Here is a 15468-nt window from a genome sequence, read left to right as displayed (position 1 = left end):
AACCCATAAAGGGAGAATTAATTATGCTTCTTCTATCACTAACAAGTGTTGAACCTTGTTAATCATGCCTTGCATAGCAGGGTTTAATTCTTTTTCTACAGTACGATTAAGTTTGCCAAGACCTAAAGCTGCGATAGTACGCTTTTGTACTTCTGGTCTGCCAATAGTACTTCTTACCTGAGTAATTTTTACCTTTGCCATTTTTGTTATGAGCTATAAGCTTTTCACTTGAAGCAGTAAGTATAAGTACACATACTTTTACCTACCACTATAAGCTGGGCGCTATTATCCGTTAAATACTTTTGTCATTTTAACACTACGCTGGAACGCCACGGCATGAGGTGCACGCATCTGGCTTAAAGCATCAATAGTTGCCTTAACCACGTTGTGAGGGTTTGATGAACCTTTAGATTTTGCCAATACGTTATGTATACCGGCTGCCTCTAATACGGCACGCATCGCACCACCGGCAATAATACCGGTACCAGGCGCTGCAGGTTTAACAAACACAAAACCACCTGAGAATTTACCGTGAATTTCGTGTGGAACGGTGTCATTGATTACAGGCACAGATACCAGATTTTTCTTGGCGTCTTCAATAGCTTTGGCAATCGCATCTGTTACTTCATTTGCTTTACCAAGGCCTTGTCCTACAACACCTTTACCGTCGCCTAACACAACGATTGCCGAGAAACTAAAACGACGACCCCCTTTCACCACCTTGGCTACACGGTTGATGGCTACTACTCTTTCTTTGAGTTCTGCCTCGTTTACTTTTGCTTTATTCATTGATTCAGAATTGCAAGATTAGAATTTCAAACCGCCTTCTCTGGCACCTTCTGCCAAGGCTTTAATGTTACCATGATACAAATAACCATTACGGTCAAACACACAGGCTTCGATACCTTTTTCAGTAGCGATTTCAGCTAGTTTTTTACCTACTTCTTTAGAGTTATCAACTTTCACACCCTTCAATCCTAAACCCGAAGTAGATGCAGAAGCTAAAGTTACACCTTTAGTATCGTCAATCAACTGAGCGTATATGGCTGTATTTGAGCGGAACACCGACAAACGCGGTCTTTCAGGTGTACCTGAAACTTTACTGCGGATGCTCCACTTAATTTTTTGTCTTCTATCAGTTTTAACACTTGACATTGTTATAAATATTTTGAGACCTTGAAACGCATTTCGCCGTCTGAGATGTCTAATGATTATTTCTTCTTACCAGAGGTTTTACCAGCTTTGCGACGAACCACTTCACCAACAAAACGTATACCTTTTCCTTTGTAAGGCTCAACTTTACGCAGAGATCTGATTTTTGAAGCAACCAGACCAATCAACTGCTTGTCAGTACCTTCCAGTGTAACAAGCGGGTTTTTACCTTTCTCCATAGCGGTTGTTACTTTCAACTCTTCAGGAACCACAAAATAAACATTGTGTGAGAATCCTAAACTAAGGTCTAGTACGTTTCCGTTGTTAGCAGCCTTATAACCTACACCGACAATCTCCATTGAAGTTTTGTATCCTGTGCTTACACCAATTACCATGTTGTTAATCAATGAACGATACAAACCATGCAGGGCTTTATGACGTTTCTGTTCGGTTGGTCTTTCAACTTTCAGTTCGTTGTCTTCAACCCCTACTGTAATATCGGGGTCAACTTTTTGAGTGAGAGTTCCTTTCGGTCCTTTTACTGTTACCACGTTAGAGTCGTCTACCGTGATGCTTACACCGCTTGGAATAGCAACTGGTTTTTTACCAATTCTTGACATTTTTTTTAAGTTTAAGGCTTCATGACACTTTCGCTGAGAAGCGAGTTATCAAGAGCGGTCAACAATTAATTTAATTAGCTTGCAGAAAACTGCAAATAGATTGGGTACAATAACAAGTACTGGTACTTATTAATATACGTAGCACAACACTTCACCACCTACTTTCAATGAACGGGCTTCTTTGTCGGTCATTACACCTTTCGAAGTTGAAAGGATAGCAACGCCTAATCCGTTAAGAACGCGTGGAATATCAGTTGTACCGGCGTATTTACGCAAACCTGGTTTAGAAACACGTTTCAGCTCAACAATTGCTGATTGTTTCGTTACCGGGTTATACTTCAACGCAATTTTGATAACACCCTGCGGGCCTGTTTCTTCAAATTTATAGCTTTGAATAAAACCTTTATCGTACAGTACTTGTGTAATCGCTTTTTTGATGTTCGAAGCAGGAATTTCTACCACTCTATGACGCGCCTTGATGGCATTTCTGATTCTGGTAAGGAAGTCTGCTATTGGATCCGTTGTAATCATTTTGCTGTTTAATTTTGGATACCTAAGCCAACATTGAGCAGTATCGCGAGCGCGACTTTCTCAATTGGGCTGCAAAATTAGAAAATATTTTTTATATAATAATATGTATGCAAGAAAATATTATCTGGCAAAATTAATATTCCTGAATAATTAGTATTTATTCAGGAAATTCTACCAAACAACTGTATTTCTTACCAAGATGCTTTTGTAACACCCGGAATTAAACCTTTTGATGCCATCTCGCGGAAGGTAACACGGTTAATACCGAATTTGCGCATATAACCTCTTGGACGCCCAGTTAACTTACAACGGTTATGTAATCTAACCGGTGAAGCATTACGAGGTAATTTGTCCAAAGCGGCATAGTCATTAGCTTCTTTTAAAGCGGCACGTTTGGCGGCATATCTTGCTACTGTAGCCTCTTTTTTTCTATCTCTTGCTTTAATTGATTCTTTTGCCATTGTAAGACTTTTGATTAAGCTGATTTCAAAGACTTAAATCTCTGTTAAGATTATTTTTTGCTGCTTGCAAATGGAAGACCCATTTCTTTTAATAATTCGTAAGCTTCAGTATCGGTTGGCGCCGAAGTAACGAAAGTTATATCCATACCCTGGATTTTCGAAATTTTATCAATCGATATCTCAGGGAAAATAATTTGCTCCTTAATACCAAAGGTATAATTTCCACGACCATCAAAACCTTTATCACTGATACCTTTGAAGTCTCTCACACGTGGAAGCGCAATAGCACAAAGACGGTCAAGGAATTCGTACATTTTCTCTCCGCGAAGTGTTACTTTCACACCAATCGGCATGTTTTCACGAAGTTTGAAGTTCGAAACCGCTTTCTTAGATAAAGTTGCTACGGCTTTCTGACCTGTGATGTTTGATATCTCTTCCAAGCTGCTGTCGATCAATTTCTTGTCGCCGGTTGCAGCACCCACACCACGGTTAATAACGATTTTCTGCAAGGTTGGAACCTGCATGATAGATTTGTAACCAAACTTTGTTTTCAAAGCTGGTACTACTTCTTTTGAATATTTTTCTCTTAAGCGTGCCATTTTTGTGATTTGCTTTTGGGAGGATTTCCGACCCTCTTCATTAGCGCCGGCTTAACAGCCGACTCTGAGTTATTAAATAAACTTACCGGTCTTTTTAGAGAAGCGTTGAAGTTTGCCATTCTCATTCTCTTTACGACCTATGCGGGTAGTTTCTCCTGTTGCAGGGTCAACCACTGCTACATTGCTGATATGAATAGAACCTGCAAACTCACGGATTTCACCCTGAGGATTTTGTGCCGAAGGTTTCACGTGTCTTTTCTGAATATTTACACCTTCTACAACCACACGTTGTTTCTCGGTGTTGATGTCAGTAATTTTACCGCGTTTTCCTTTCGAATTACCTGCAATCACCTCAACTGTGTCGCCAGAGCGTACATGAAGTTTCTGTTGCTTATTGAATTTTCTTTCCATTACTTTTAAATTTGAAAATTTGAATAGTTAAGCATTGGCCAAAGAACTGTGGCTCTCTGTCACAATGGCGGGCTAAGTTTCAGCTTAGTAAACCGCTTTCAAATTAAAGAACTTCAGGAGCCAAAGAAACGATTTTCATGAATTGTTTCTCACGTAATTCACGTGCAACAGGTCCGAAAATACGAGTACCGCGTGGCTCGTCTTGGTTGTTTAATAATACTACTGCGTTGTCTTCAAAACGTATGTACGAACCATCTTTGCGACGAACCTCTTTGGTGGTTCTAACTACGACAGCTTTTGATACTGTTCCTTTCTTCATGCTTGAAGAAGATAAGGCCGATTTTACGGACACGACAACTTTGTCACCAATTGAAGCATAACGCTTACCTGTTCCGCCCAATACACGGATCACAAGCACTTCTTTTGCTCCACTATTATCGGCAACACCTGCTCTTGATTCTTGCTGTAACATTGTCTTAATTTTTGGCTACAGGCGTATAAGCCAATAGCTATTAGCTTTAAATTACTTCGCTTTTTCTACGATTTCTACTAATCTCCAATTCTTGTTCTTGCTCAATGGGCGAGTCTCCTGAATCTTCACGGTATCACCGATACCAGCTTCATTTTTCTCGTCATGGAACATGAACTTCTTGGTTTTGAGCATGAACTTTCCGTATTTCGGATGTTTCAATTTACGAACTACAGCTACAACGCCAGATTTATCCATCTTGTTGCTAACTACCGTTCCGATACGCTCTTTTCTAAGATTTCTTTCCATTGTTCTTATACTTAATTCCTGCAATACAGGGTATTTGATTATTAACGGGCATTCAATTCTGTCAACATTTGAGCAATCAATCTGCGAGATTGACGAATACGCATCGGATTTTCGATAGGCGTGATAGCATGAGCAAACTTCAATTTGTTGATTCTGTCTTTCTCAACTGATATGTTTTGCTGCAATTGCTCAACTGACAATGCTTGGATTTCTGACTTTTTCATTTGATTATTGAATGAATGAATGAGTTGTCTCATTCAGGTTATCATCACAGTATTAACTCACTGCGAATTATTCTGCATCTTCCTGATAATCTCTACGTACTACAAACTTGGTTTGTACAGGCAATTTCTGAGCTGCCAGACGAAGAGCTTCATTGGCTACTGCCAAAGGCACACCGGTTGCTTCGAAAAGAATGGTACCTGGTTTTACACTGGCTACCCAATACTCAGGAGCACCCTTACCTTTACCCATACGTACCTCAAGAGGTTTCTTGGTGATAGGTTTATCAGGGAAAATACGAATCCATACCTGACCTTCACGTTTCATTGCACGGGTAACCCCGATACGAGCTGCCTCAATCTGACGCGAGGTGATTCGACCCGGCTCTAGAGATTTGATAGCGAATGTTCCGAATGCAATCTCGTGTCCGCGTGTTGCGAGACCCTTGATTCTGCCTTTCTGCTGCTTACGGAATTTGGTTCTTCTTGGTTGTAACATGACGCTATTATGTTATCAGCACTATGTGCTTAGTTTCAAGTTTCAAATATTTTAAGTTTCAAGAATCATATTTCAGTAAAGAAACCTAAAACCTGAAACTCAAAACTATTTATCTTCTGTTGTTATTACCTCTGTTATTGTTATTGTTGCGGTTTCCGCCACCACGATTGTTGTTACGGTTGCGGTCTCTGTCTCCACCTCCTCTGTTATCGTCACGTCCGCCACCTCTTCTGTCATCACGTCCGCCACCTCTACGGTCGTCGCGTCCGCCACGTCCACCGGCTGATGCACCTTCGCCACCTCTTTCGTTAGCTGATGATGCTGCACCTCCTGCCGGAGTTAAATCACGCTTACCAAATACTTCGCCTTTAAATACCCAAACTTTGATACCGATTTTACCATATACCGTAAGGGCTTCTGATACTGCATAATCAATATCAGCACGAAGTGTATGAAGCGGGATACGTCCTTCTTTATACATCTCATTACGGGCCATTTCAGCACCTGCCAAACGACCACCTAATTTTACTTTAATACCTTGCGCACCTACACGAACAGCGGCCTGAATGGCTTGTTTCATGGCACGACGGTAAGAAATACGAGCCTCTAATTGTTGAGCGATAGATTCGCCAATCAATTTGGCATCCAACTCAGGGCGTTTGATTTCGTAGATGTTGATCTGAACGTCTTTGCCGGTCAGTTTTTTCAACTCTTCTTTAATCTTATCAACTTCGTTACCACCTTTTCCGATTACAACACCCGGACGGGCCGTATGGATAGTAAGAGTGATGCGTTTCAAGGTACGCTCGATAACTACTTTCGAGATCGCTCCTTTCGGAATACGCGCTGCCACGTATTTACGGATTTCTTGGTCTTCGACAAGCTTCTCAGCGAATGTTTTGCCACCATACCAGTTAGATTCCCAACCTCTGATGTAGCCAAGTCTTAGACCGACAGGATTAACTTTTTGTCCCATTAGTTATTATTTGCTTATTATGGCATTAAGCCATATTCATTTTGGTGCGATACGAGTAGTATATCGTTCGCTTATTAATAATTAAACTGCACTATCAACTACAATAGTAAGGTGATGAGAACGTTTACGAACTCTGTATGCACGCCCTTGAGGTGCCGGTCTTAAACGTTTAATCATACGTCCACCATCAATGAAGATTGACTTAACAACAAGTTCTGCATCTTCAATTTTCTGGTCTTCGTTCTTTTGTTGCCAGTTAGCTACCGCTGATAACAAGACCTTCTTGATAACAGGTGAGGCATGTTGAGGCTGAAAGCTCAATATACCCAGCGCTTGGCTCACCTTTTTACCTCTGATCAGGTCTGCAACCAGTCTTGCCTTACGTGGCGAGGTAGGATAATCACTTAATTTTGCTACTGCTTCCATTTTTTACAAATGTACAATTATTATCTTTTTCCTTTATCTTTCTTTGCTATGTGACCACGGAAGTTACGCGTTGGAGAGAACTCTCCCAATTTGTGCCCTACCATGTTATCAGTTACATATACCGGAATAAATTTATTGCCGTTATGTACTGCGAAAGTATGTCCAATGAAATCAGGAGAAATCATTGAGCGACGCGACCATGTTTTGATGACTGACTTTTTACCTGAGTTGTTCATATCAACAACTTTTTTCTCAAGGCGGTAATCAATATATGGTCCTTTTTTTAGTGAGCGTGCCATAAATACTTATCTAGATTCTTTATTTTGATTATTTACTTCTTCTTGAAATGATTAGCTTACTTGAAGGCTTAGTTTTATCACGAGTCTTCTTACCTTTAGCCAATAAGCCATTACGCGAACGAGGATGACCTCCTGACGCACGGCCTTCACCACCACCCATCGGGTGATCAACCGGGTTCATAGCTACACCTCTTACACGTGGACGAACACCCAACCAACGTTTACGACCGGCTTTACCGTAAGTAACGTTCATGTGGTCGGCATTCGAAACTGTACCTACCGTAGCAATACAAGTAGCAAGTACCATTCTCATTTCACCTGAAGGCATCTTTAATGTTACATATTTGCCGTCTTTTGCCAACACCTGTGCATAAGTACCTGCGCTACGTGCCATCTGGGCACCTTTTCCAGGATGCAACTCAATGTTGTGAACAATTGTACCAAGCGGCATGCTTCCTAGTGGAAGAGCATTACCGATTTCAGGAGCAACTGTTTTGCCGGCAATAATTACCTGGCCAACTTTCAAGCCTTGTGGGGCAATGATGTAAGCCTTTTCACCGTCTGTATATTCTACAAGCGCAATACGTGCAGAACGGTTTGGATCGTACTCAATAGTTTTTACTTCAGCAGAAACATCTACTTTGCTTCTTTTGAAATCTATGATACGATATTTGCGTTTGTGGCCACCACCGATGTAACGTGCGGTACGGTGTCCTTCATTATTACGACCACCGGTTCTTTTGATCGTGGTTGTAAGGCTTTTCTCAGGTTTGCTTGCGGTAATCTCTGAGAAATCAGGCGCTACACGATGACGTTGCCCCGGGGTGATTGGTTTTAATTTCTTGATACCCATTTTTACTTAATCTTTTGCAGCCTGTAAGGCTATACCTGAAATTTAATGATGGAACGATTGGGCGGATACCCGCTTAACCTTTCTTATAAATTTTCGTAGAAATCAATCATTTCGCCTTCTTTCAAGGTTACAATCGCCTTTTTAAAAGTTGATGTAACACCTGAAGATGCTCTGCTACGAGTCATTCTTGATTTCTTTTTACCGATTTGACGAATGGTGTTTACGTCAGTAACTGAAACGCCATACATCTTCTCTACGGCTTTTGCGATTTGTATTTTGTTCGCATCCATAGCCACTTCAAACACAAACTTGCCTTTTGCAGTGCTCTTTTGCGTTTTTTCAGTGATGATTGGTCTTTTAAGTACACTCATGTTCTTAATTTATTAGCAAAGCTGTTCGCAGCTTTTAGTTCAATATTGATTCTATTTTCGACAAAGCACCTTCGCTAATGATTAACTTATCAGCATTGATTAAGTCATAAGTACTTACTTCGTCTGCACTCAAAACTCTTGTTTTTGGAATGTTACGAGCTGATAAATACACATTGCTATCATAATCAGGCAAAATGAAAAGAGTCTTGCTGCCTGTCAATGACAATGCACTAAGAAATGCTAAGTATGATTTTGTTTTTGGAGACTCAAAAGTAAAATCTTCAATAACCGAGATGTTATTTTCTTTGGCTCTTGCTGAAAGAACTGATTTACGAGCCAGAACTTTTACTTTCTTATTCAATTTGAAGTCGTAATCACGAGGAACAGGTCCGAATACACGACCACCACCTACGAAGGTTGGAGCTTTGGTAGAACCATGACGAGCACCGCCAGAACCTTTTTGACGAACAATTTTCTTGGTTGAACGTGCTATCTCAGCTCTTTGCTTGGCTTTATGCGTGCCTTGGCGTTGATTTGCCAAATAGTGTTTTACATCCAGGTAAACCACATGTGTATTTGGCTCGATTCCGAAAACATCGTCAGACAAAACTGCCTTACGACCCAAATCTTTTCCGTCTTTGCTTAATACTGATAATTCCATTGTTACTACCGTTTTTTTCGATGTCGTTCGGTGTCGACCTGAATATTTGCTGCCCGCCCTAAAGACAGCTTATTAAAAATCAACCAATAACTCCCCTTTAGGGGCTGGGGGTTATTTTATTTGTGCAAAGTAATGAAACCGTTTTTAGCACCCGGAATTGAACCGCTGATAACGATCAGATTCTGGTCTGATAAAACTTTCAATACTTTAAGGTTTTGTACAGTTGTACGTGTGTTACCCATACGGCCGGCCATACGAAGACCTTTGAAAACGCGTGATGGGAACGAGCAGGCTCCGATTGAACCGGGGTGACGACCACGGTTGTGCTGACCGTGCGTTTGACCACCCACACCGCCGAATCCGTGACGTTTTACAACACCCTGGAAACCACGACCTTTTGAGTTACCGGTTGCATCCAAGAAATCGCCTTCTGCAAAAACATCTTCTATACGAATAGTGTCGCCAAGGCTATATTCTTTTTCGAACTCTTTAAACTCAACTAATTTACGCTTAGGCGTTGTGCCTGCTTTTTTGAAATGACCTACCAACGGACGGCTTGTGTTTTTTTCTTTCTTTTCGCCGTAACCTAATTGGATAGCTTTGTAGCCATCTTTTTCTTCGGTACGAACCTGAGTTACAACACAAGGACCTGCCTCAATCAAAGTACAAGGTACTGCTTGGCCATCTGCGTTGAAGATAGTGGTCATGCCAACTTTCTTTCCGATAATTCCAGACATGGTATTTTACGCTTTATTTTGCTATTATAACCTATTTTGATTTTTCTTCAGCCAAATCGAAATCCGGCGTCCAAACGGGGGTGCAAAATTCCTAAAAAAAGTGCACTAAACCAAACATCGGCCAATAAATTATTTACTTTTCCAGAGGTTGGCCAAGCCAACTTGTTCATTACACTGCAAACCGTTGGACGAATCCGTTCCGGTAAGGCCTAAAAACTTAAGGTGCAGGACGATTCCTTGTTACCTTGCAGCGATTCCTGTAAAATTCATAGCTTTCGGAGACTGTTCTGAATTAATATTTACGAAACGAGTTCGGTTATTCTTACAGTCAAAGTTAAACTGGTTTCCCGAATGATTCGAGACTTCGTTTAACCAAATGAGAAGTACTCCGTTTTTATTGAGGTGCAAAGGTACTGATTTTTTTTAGCCTGCAAAATATATCCTAAAAGTTTTTCAATTATTTTTCTTGTTATCAGGTATTTAGGGTATAAAAAGCCTTTTTGCCAACCTAACCACAATACTGCTGTTAAAGAGGCTCAATACTGACCAGTGATTTCTACTATCCAAAGTAGTGCATACGTAATGTTTATTGAGCCCACAGTTTAAAGTTCAATGCTAAAAAGCAGCATAAAAATAATTGTTTTATATATCGAAAAACTAAAGACTGGGTCTCTTAAAAAAACTTGAGATTACAGATTGGAATATAAATGAGGCATTAAAAAGACAGAGAATATAAGGGCAGAAAGAATCCCACTGCCCTAATATTTCTACTTCAACTTCACCGTCCAAACCTCAAACCTTGTTTTGTTGGTATTGTAGATAAATAATTTATTGTAGGCTTCAGAATATGACAGCGCCGGCAGGGCACTGCCAGGCAACGGTTTATCGCCCAGCATTTGGCCTTTCAGGTTGAAGAGGGTGTTGTTCTTTCCGTCGAATATGGCAATAAATCGTAAATCATTACCTAAATCGAAATAACGTAACTGTGATTGCATGAAGTTGGTACTGCCTATCTCCAGCACGGGGTTCCCTTGCTTATTGCTAATCATTAAAGAGGTAGGCGTTCTTCGCGCTATCAACCAGTCTTTATGATTCTGGTCGAAAATGACTTCAAAAACGGTTGCTTTATTTGGTCTCTCCAATTGAATGCCCGACCCACTCAGTGAGTTGCCCGTCATATCTACTTTTATTATTTCTCCCGTTACAGAAACCAGCGTTATTAAAGATTGTCTGCTCGGCCCCTCCTCTACTATCATTTCTAGTGGCCTGCTTGACATTGGCACTTTCGGGAAACCGCTCAGAATTGGCCCCTGCTCATAAAACACAGTGAGTGTACCATCTTTCTGCAACACTGCCAGATACGTATTATTTTTATATTTAACAGCCTGTATCTGCACAATATCGTACAAATTCGCCAGGGTATTCAAACGGCTTATGCGCTGGGTTTCTTCATTTATTATATAAATATTGCCTCCCTCATCAGCTACATAAATTTTAGTTTCACTAGATGTTACCGCCTTAATTTCTCCCTTAAATTGAATGTCGGCATAATTGGCAACAAGCCCTTTCTGGTTTTCGCGGCTAAAAAATACCAGTTGCCCCGGCGTAGTAGCCAGGTAATGCAATGTACCGTTCTGGAAATAGTCAGTAGGCAATAAATAAGGGCTGGTAATTGCCTGCCCAAGAGGCACTTTATTAACTTCTGTGGCTGAACTGCTCACCAGCACAACCTGGTTATCCTCCTGCTGCAGCATTATCTCTTCTGAAGCACTGGCGGCGTTGTTTATAACAAACGGTTTGCCCTTAAATCTGGCGCTCATGTTCAGGCTATCCTGCATAAAAAACCGGTTAACCAAAACCTCTTTCTGCGTCTGTGGGATTTTCTCAATCAGCACCTTTGTGCCGAAAGTATTATTGATAACAAAGTTTTCAAAGGCAATAAACCTTAAAGACTTGGCACGTTGCTCATGTTTCACAACCGAGTTTCTCCATTTTTGGGGCAGAGAAAAATAAAAGTTGTTCCAGATTCTCTGCGGACTGATGATAGCTGTTACCTGTGCCTGAGGGCGGAGTTTCTTTACAAAGTCTGTATACACGCCAGACCTCGCCCAGGTTTGTCCCGTGTTCAGATTGTTCAGATACTCCCGCATGGCTTCGTCATCGCTGGCCAGCACTATGTAGTCTCCTATCTGGGTATAATAGCAATCCGGAAAACCCCGGAAGAGTGAGCCAAAGAGCAAAGCAGGAAGCTGACTTATCTGAATTTTACGTACATAGTTATTCAGGTAACTAAAAGGTTTGGGTTTAAAGTAAGAAGAGAGCTTTTCTGCATTTGCGGCCAGGTCATCAAACATATTCATGGCTTCTGCCTGGTCTTTTGTTTTTATCAGAAGTATTTTTCTTGATGCTTCGTCTGTAGAGGTTTCCATCTCACAAAGTACCAGTTCATTCTTTAGTACTTGATACAAACCGCCCAGGTTCACATTCAGCAGGCGGTTAAGGCTATCTTTTTCAGCCAGAAGCTCCTGCTCATTGGCACGGAAATAGTTGCTTAGGTCTTTCTCCAGCTTTGCGGGGTTATGAAAACTCAGACGAAAAGTAATTGACGTATTAACCGGTATTAAATCAGTACAGGTAAGTGGTTGGGGCATCTGCTGGCCGAAAATACCTAAGAACGGAATGGTGTTGGTTCCTTTTGAATATATATAAGCCGATACCGTATTAGGGCTTACCGGTTTTTCAAATACCACATCCGGATTGCGCGGCGTAATGTTGCTGAAGAACTCTATCAGATTCGGCGAAAGTTGCGACGGTAGAATATCGGCAACATCGCGAAGGTTTTTACTTTTGTAATAAATATGCGCAATGCCCCGCCGGGTTTCTTTAAATGGTGAGTTCTCAAGCGCCCCGCCAGACCTGATTCTGTTTACCACTTCTTCAAGCAAAATTTTAGAACCGCTACAAATGAGATAATCGTCATGAATTAAAAAATTAAAAAGAAGCCGGTTGTTTACGTTATACAGTTCTTCAATTCTGATACCCTTGTAGGTTCTTCCGTATACTTTTCTTTTAGTGAGGTCTGGTTTTAATAGCTGATTAAGAAATTCCGCATCACCAAAAGCTCCGGCCGGTATATAAACTATGTATTCCAGATTCTTTTTGGTTTCGCGGTGCAACGAGTAAGTAATCAGCTTTTTATTAAGGAATTTCTGCGCTGTGGTGTTTGTATCTACATTTTCTCCTATTAGTTTCAGCGGTTGCAGGGCGTCGTAGAAAAACGGGATGTCGGCCAATTGCGTTGAATCGATACCATCTCTGCTGAACAGCGAGTGGTGAATCTGCGAACTTTCAACTATCAAAAAGGCGTTATCCGGAATATAATTCCAGGCATCGCTTTTGGGGGCAAGCCAGATACGGTAAACCAGAAACAAGGCAACTAAACCCAAAAAGGCATTGATATACCACAGGTATTTAGGTTTTATCATATTGAAAGCTACGTAAATTCAATTATCAGCCGGGTTATCTTGCTGTGCAACTTCCAATTACAGAAGTTTCCAGGTAGATTTGCAAAAGTAAATAAATTTAATTCAATTTTTTTGGAGCGAACCCCATTTTTGAGAGGCAAAAACGATTAAATGGTCAAACTTCAACACAAGACATGGTTCAGTCAGACACAATATGTGCATTAGCCACGCCTCAGGGTATTGGCGCCATCGGGGTTATCAGAGTTTCCGGCGAGCGGACATTTGAAATTGTCAATAAGGTTTTCAAAGGAAAAGACCTCATGAAGGTAGAGTCACATACCATTCATTTTGGTACCATCAGAGATTATACCGATGCGCCGGAAGGTAAGATAATTGATGAAGTATTGGTATCGGTCTTTAAAAACCCCCGAAGCTTTACCAAAGAAGATGTAATTGAGATATCGTGCCACGGAAGCGACTACATTATAAAATATATACTAAAACTGCTGATACAAAACGGTTGCCGGATGGCCAAACCCGGTGAATTTACGCAGAGGGCTTTTTTGAACGGGCAGTTTGATTTAGTGCAGGCCGAAGCAGTGGCTGACCTGATAGCGGCTGACTCGGAAGCAGCACATAAAACGGCCCTCAATCAGATGCGCGGAGGTTTTTCTACCCAGTTAAAAGCGCTTCGTGAGGAACTGGTACATTTTGCCTCGCTGGTAGAGCTTGAACTGGATTTTGGAGAAGAAGATGTGGAATTTGCCGGAAGAGATGATTTAAGGCAATTAATATTGAAAATTCAGAATTTTCTGAAAAAACTAATTAACTCATTCGACTCCGGCAATGTAATCAAAGAAGGTATACCTGTAGCTATCATTGGCCCACCCAATGCAGGTAAGTCTACCCTGTTGAACGCCCTGCTGAATGAAGAAAAAGCCATTGTAACCGACATAGCCGGCACCACCCGCGATGTAATTGAAGACATCCTTTTTATAGGTGGCACCAAGTTTCGTATCATTGATACCGCCGGCATACGCGAAACAAAAGACGTGGTAGAAAGCATAGGCATTGAAAGGTCTAAACAAGCATTGGAAAAGGCAGAAATAGCAATCATGCTTTTTGAAAATGAGCCGGACAGACAGTTTCTAGCTGACACATTTGCGGATATGCTCACCGGCAAAGCCACCATTTGGGTAAGGAATAAAATTGATCTGGTGAATGATGAATCCTCCGCTATGGTAGCAGCCTCTACCCCTCTCCATGAAGGGGGGGAGAGTGAAGAAAATGCCTCTCCAATAAAGAAAGGGTTGGGCGAGCTGACAGGCTCTCAAGTATACATCAACATTTCCGCCAAAAACAATACAGGCATCGACGCCCTGAAAAATACGCTGGCAGACCAAACTAAACTAAAAAAACAGGCCGATACCATGTTAACAAATCTGCGCCATTATGAACACTTGGCCAAAGCACATGAAGCATTAGATGAAGTATTGAAGGGATTAAGGCTTGGAATAACAGGAGACTTTCTGGCTCAGGACATCCGGCTGTCACTCTATCATTTAGGAGAAATAACAGGCCAGATTACCACCGACGATTTACTGGCCAATATTTTCAGTAAATTTTGTATCGGAAAGTAAAACCAAGCTGTCAACCAAAGCTTCCTCTGATATAATTTTTTGTAAGCTCTTGTTTTGGTTGATTAAAGATCATATCGCAGGTGTCATATTCAATCACTTCACCCAGATACATAAAGGCCACTTTGTCTGAAATCCTTTGCGCTTGCTGCATATTGTGTGTTACAATTATTATTGTATAGCTTTCTCTTAGCTTCAGAATTAATTCCTCAATCTTACCGGTGCTGATTGGGTCTAAAGCAGAGCAAGGTTCATCCATCAGAATAACTTCCGGCCGAAGCACAACAGCGCGGGCTATACATAATCTTTGTTGCTCTCCGCCTGATAGTTTTACGGCAGGTTTTTTCAGTTCATCTTTTACGGCATCCCACAGATAACTCTCTTTCAAGGCATTTTCAATCAGTTGAGGAATCTGCTGCTTAGGAAATTTATGAAGATGAAGTGCATAAGCCAGGTTATCATAAATGCTCTTGGGCAATGGATTAGGTTTCTGGAAAACCATACCAATCCTCTTCCTGATTTCAGTAACCGATACCTTTGATTTATACAAATTCAAATCATCCAGATATAAATCGCCTTCAATCTTTGCATCAGGCGATAAATCGTGCATCCGATTAAATGCCCGTAATAGCGTAGATTTACCACACCCCGACGGTCCTATTAAAGAAGTAACCTGATTTTCAGGAAACGCAATACCTATATCTTTGAGTACATGTTTTGAACCGAAGTGCAAGTTCAAATGCTGACTTGACAATTTAGCATTATTCATAGC

22 protein-coding genes are annotated in these 15468 nt (G+C 41.1%); 1 reads left to right on the top strand and 21 read right to left on the bottom strand.

All coding sequences use genetic code 11. The features are described 5' to 3' along the window. Nucleotides 1-21 precede the first annotated feature (21 nt). The 20 genes from rpmD to MB380_RS03900 form a co-directional block, all read right to left on the bottom strand. A complete protein-coding gene (rpmD, locus tag MB380_RS03995; protein WP_101727427.1) occupies nt 22-201 on the bottom strand; it encodes a 50S ribosomal protein L30 in 180 nt (59 codons plus the stop codon). A gap of 84 nt (nt 202-285) precedes the next feature. Next, nucleotides 286-789 (bottom strand): 30S ribosomal protein S5, encoded by a 504-nt coding sequence (rpsE, locus tag MB380_RS03990; protein ID WP_101727426.1) that lies wholly within the window; start codon nt 787-789, stop codon nt 286-288. Nucleotides 790-807: 18 nt separating this feature from the next. Further along, entirely contained in the window at nt 808-1155 is a 348-nt protein-coding gene (gene rplR / locus MB380_RS03985; RefSeq protein ID WP_101727425.1) for a 50S ribosomal protein L18, read from the bottom strand. A 56-nt stretch (nt 1156-1211) separates the two neighbouring features. Further along, the gene (rplF, locus tag MB380_RS03980) at nt 1212-1772 is read right to left on the bottom strand and encodes a 50S ribosomal protein L6 (RefSeq protein WP_253533538.1); all 561 of its coding nucleotides are present in this window, start codon (nt 1770-1772) and stop codon (nt 1212-1214) included. A 129-nt stretch (nt 1773-1901) separates the two neighbouring features. Beyond that, nucleotides 1902-2303: a 30S ribosomal protein S8 gene (gene rpsH / locus MB380_RS03975; protein ID WP_173830556.1), complete on the bottom strand. Its 402-nt coding sequence runs from the start codon at nt 2301-2303 to the stop codon at nt 1902-1904. Between the two features lie 191 nt (nt 2304-2494). After that, nucleotides 2495-2764, bottom strand: a complete 270-nt coding sequence (gene rpsN, locus MB380_RS03970) for a 30S ribosomal protein S14 (protein ID WP_101727423.1) — start codon at nt 2762-2764, stop codon at nt 2495-2497. Nucleotides 2765-2814: 50 nt separating this feature from the next. Beyond that, on the bottom strand, nt 2815-3363 hold the full coding sequence (rplE, locus tag MB380_RS03965; protein ID WP_101727422.1) for a 50S ribosomal protein L5: 549 nt from the start codon (nt 3361-3363) through the stop codon (nt 2815-2817). A gap of 72 nt (nt 3364-3435) precedes the next feature. Further along, entirely contained in the window at nt 3436-3774 is a 339-nt protein-coding gene (rplX, locus tag MB380_RS03960) for a 50S ribosomal protein L24 (protein ID WP_253533537.1), read from the bottom strand. 103 nt (nt 3775-3877) lie between these two features. After that, nucleotides 3878-4246: a 50S ribosomal protein L14 gene (gene rplN / locus MB380_RS03955; protein ID WP_101727420.1), complete on the bottom strand. Its 369-nt coding sequence runs from the start codon at nt 4244-4246 to the stop codon at nt 3878-3880. A 51-nt stretch (nt 4247-4297) separates the two neighbouring features. Then, complete coding sequence (rpsQ, locus tag MB380_RS03950) at nt 4298-4552, bottom strand: 30S ribosomal protein S17 (RefSeq protein WP_101727419.1); 255 nt, start codon at nt 4550-4552, stop codon at nt 4298-4300. Between the two features lie 41 nt (nt 4553-4593). Next, entirely contained in the window at nt 4594-4776 is a 183-nt protein-coding gene (gene rpmC / locus MB380_RS03945) for a 50S ribosomal protein L29 (protein ID WP_253533536.1), read from the bottom strand. Between the two features lie 67 nt (nt 4777-4843). Beyond that, a complete protein-coding gene (gene rplP / locus MB380_RS03940) occupies nt 4844-5272 on the bottom strand; it encodes a 50S ribosomal protein L16 (protein ID WP_101727418.1) in 429 nt (142 codons plus the stop codon). A 109-nt stretch (nt 5273-5381) separates the two neighbouring features. Next, nucleotides 5382-6248: a 30S ribosomal protein S3 gene (gene rpsC / locus MB380_RS03935; RefSeq protein ID WP_101727417.1), complete on the bottom strand. Its 867-nt coding sequence runs from the start codon at nt 6246-6248 to the stop codon at nt 5382-5384. A gap of 81 nt (nt 6249-6329) precedes the next feature. Then, nucleotides 6330-6674, bottom strand: coding sequence for a 50S ribosomal protein L22 (gene rplV, locus MB380_RS03930; RefSeq protein ID WP_101727416.1), 345 nt, complete (start codon nt 6672-6674; stop codon nt 6330-6332). A 20-nt stretch (nt 6675-6694) separates the two neighbouring features. Beyond that, nucleotides 6695-6973: a 30S ribosomal protein S19 gene (rpsS, locus tag MB380_RS03925; protein WP_101727415.1), complete on the bottom strand. Its 279-nt coding sequence runs from the start codon at nt 6971-6973 to the stop codon at nt 6695-6697. A gap of 28 nt (nt 6974-7001) precedes the next feature. Continuing rightward, nucleotides 7002-7826: a 50S ribosomal protein L2 gene (rplB, locus tag MB380_RS03920; protein ID WP_101727414.1), complete on the bottom strand. Its 825-nt coding sequence runs from the start codon at nt 7824-7826 to the stop codon at nt 7002-7004. An 83-nt stretch (nt 7827-7909) separates the two neighbouring features. Further along, the gene (gene rplW / locus MB380_RS03915) at nt 7910-8197 is read right to left on the bottom strand and encodes a 50S ribosomal protein L23 (protein ID WP_101727413.1); all 288 of its coding nucleotides are present in this window, start codon (nt 8195-8197) and stop codon (nt 7910-7912) included. 34 nt (nt 8198-8231) lie between these two features. Continuing rightward, nucleotides 8232-8858 (bottom strand): 50S ribosomal protein L4, encoded by a 627-nt coding sequence (gene rplD, locus MB380_RS03910; RefSeq protein ID WP_101727412.1) that lies wholly within the window; start codon nt 8856-8858, stop codon nt 8232-8234. A 116-nt stretch (nt 8859-8974) separates the two neighbouring features. Continuing rightward, the gene (gene rplC, locus MB380_RS03905) at nt 8975-9595 is read right to left on the bottom strand and encodes a 50S ribosomal protein L3 (protein ID WP_101727411.1); all 621 of its coding nucleotides are present in this window, start codon (nt 9593-9595) and stop codon (nt 8975-8977) included. 767 nt (nt 9596-10362) lie between these two features. Next, a complete protein-coding gene (locus MB380_RS03900) occupies nt 10363-13080 on the bottom strand; it encodes a hypothetical protein (protein WP_253533535.1) in 2718 nt (905 codons plus the stop codon). A gap of 173 nt (nt 13081-13253) precedes the next feature. On the opposite strand from MB380_RS03900, the gene mnmE reads away from it, so the two are divergent. Further along, nucleotides 13254-14699 carry a tRNA uridine-5-carboxymethylaminomethyl(34) synthesis GTPase MnmE gene (mnmE, locus tag MB380_RS03895; RefSeq protein WP_253533534.1) on the top strand — a complete coding sequence of 482 codons (1446 nt, stop codon included), beginning with the start codon at nt 13254-13256 and terminating at the stop codon, nt 14697-14699. Between the two features lie 10 nt (nt 14700-14709). Here the strand turns inward: mnmE and pstB are convergent, their stop codons facing one another. After that, nucleotides 14710-15465 carry a phosphate ABC transporter ATP-binding protein PstB gene (gene pstB, locus MB380_RS03890; protein WP_253533533.1) on the bottom strand — a complete coding sequence of 252 codons (756 nt, stop codon included), beginning with the start codon at nt 15463-15465 and terminating at the stop codon, nt 14710-14712. Nucleotides 15466-15468 lie beyond the last annotated feature (3 nt).

This window comes from Emticicia sp. 21SJ11W-3 (assembly GCF_024138715.1).
Classification (GTDB): domain Bacteria; phylum Bacteroidota; class Bacteroidia; order Cytophagales; family Spirosomataceae; genus Emticicia; species Emticicia fluvialis.
This window is presented reverse-complemented; position numbering and strand designations above follow the sequence as displayed.

Excerpts from the sequence above, each read along its gene's own strand:
- rpmD (WP_101727427.1), bottom strand. The coding sequence starts at position 201 with ATGGCAAAGGTAAAAATTACTCAGGTAAGAAGTACTATTGGCAGACCA.
- rpsE (WP_101727426.1), bottom strand. The coding sequence starts at position 789 with ATGAATAAAGCAAAAGTAAACGAGGCAGAACTCAAAGAAAGAGTAGTA.
- rplR (WP_101727425.1), bottom strand. The coding sequence starts at position 1,155 with ATGTCAAGTGTTAAAACTGATAGAAGACAAAAAATTAAGTGGAGCATC.
- rplF (WP_253533538.1), bottom strand. The coding sequence starts at position 1,772 with ATGTCAAGAATTGGTAAAAAACCAGTTGCTATTCCAAGCGGTGTAAGC.
- rpsH (WP_173830556.1), bottom strand. The coding sequence starts at position 2,303 with ATGATTACAACGGATCCAATAGCAGACTTCCTTACCAGAATCAGAAAT.
- rpsN (WP_101727423.1), bottom strand. The coding sequence starts at position 2,764 with ATGGCAAAAGAATCAATTAAAGCAAGAGATAGAAAAAAAGAGGCTACA.
- rplE (WP_101727422.1), bottom strand. The coding sequence starts at position 3,363 with ATGGCACGCTTAAGAGAAAAATATTCAAAAGAAGTAGTACCAGCTTTG.
- rplX (WP_253533537.1), bottom strand. The coding sequence starts at position 3,774 with ATGGAAAGAAAATTCAATAAGCAACAGAAACTTCATGTACGCTCTGGC.
- rplN (WP_101727420.1), bottom strand. The coding sequence starts at position 4,246 with ATGTTACAGCAAGAATCAAGAGCAGGTGTTGCCGATAATAGTGGAGCA.
- rpsQ (WP_101727419.1), bottom strand. The coding sequence starts at position 4,552 with ATGGAAAGAAATCTTAGAAAAGAGCGTATCGGAACGGTAGTTAGCAAC.
- rpmC (WP_253533536.1), bottom strand. The coding sequence starts at position 4,776 with ATGAAAAAGTCAGAAATCCAAGCATTGTCAGTTGAGCAATTGCAGCAA.
- rplP (WP_101727418.1), bottom strand. The coding sequence starts at position 5,272 with ATGTTACAACCAAGAAGAACCAAATTCCGTAAGCAGCAGAAAGGCAGA.
- rpsC (WP_101727417.1), bottom strand. The coding sequence starts at position 6,248 with ATGGGACAAAAAGTTAATCCTGTCGGTCTAAGACTTGGCTACATCAGA.
- rplV (WP_101727416.1), bottom strand. The coding sequence starts at position 6,674 with ATGGAAGCAGTAGCAAAATTAAGTGATTATCCTACCTCGCCACGTAAG.
- rpsS (WP_101727415.1), bottom strand. The coding sequence starts at position 6,973 with ATGGCACGCTCACTAAAAAAAGGACCATATATTGATTACCGCCTTGAG.
- rplB (WP_101727414.1), bottom strand. The coding sequence starts at position 7,826 with ATGGGTATCAAGAAATTAAAACCAATCACCCCGGGGCAACGTCATCGT.
- rplW (WP_101727413.1), bottom strand. The coding sequence starts at position 8,197 with ATGAGTGTACTTAAAAGACCAATCATCACTGAAAAAACGCAAAAGAGC.
- rplD (WP_101727412.1), bottom strand. The coding sequence starts at position 8,858 with ATGGAATTATCAGTATTAAGCAAAGACGGAAAAGATTTGGGTCGTAAG.
- rplC (WP_101727411.1), bottom strand. The coding sequence starts at position 9,595 with ATGTCTGGAATTATCGGAAAGAAAGTTGGCATGACCACTATCTTCAAC.
- MB380_RS03900 (WP_253533535.1), bottom strand. The coding sequence starts at position 13,080 with ATGATAAAACCTAAATACCTGTGGTATATCAATGCCTTTTTGGGTTTA.
- mnmE (WP_253533534.1), top strand. The coding sequence starts at position 13,254 with ATGGTTCAGTCAGACACAATATGTGCATTAGCCACGCCTCAGGGTATT.
- pstB (WP_253533533.1), bottom strand. The coding sequence starts at position 15,465 with ATGAATAATGCTAAATTGTCAAGTCAGCATTTGAACTTGCACTTCGGT.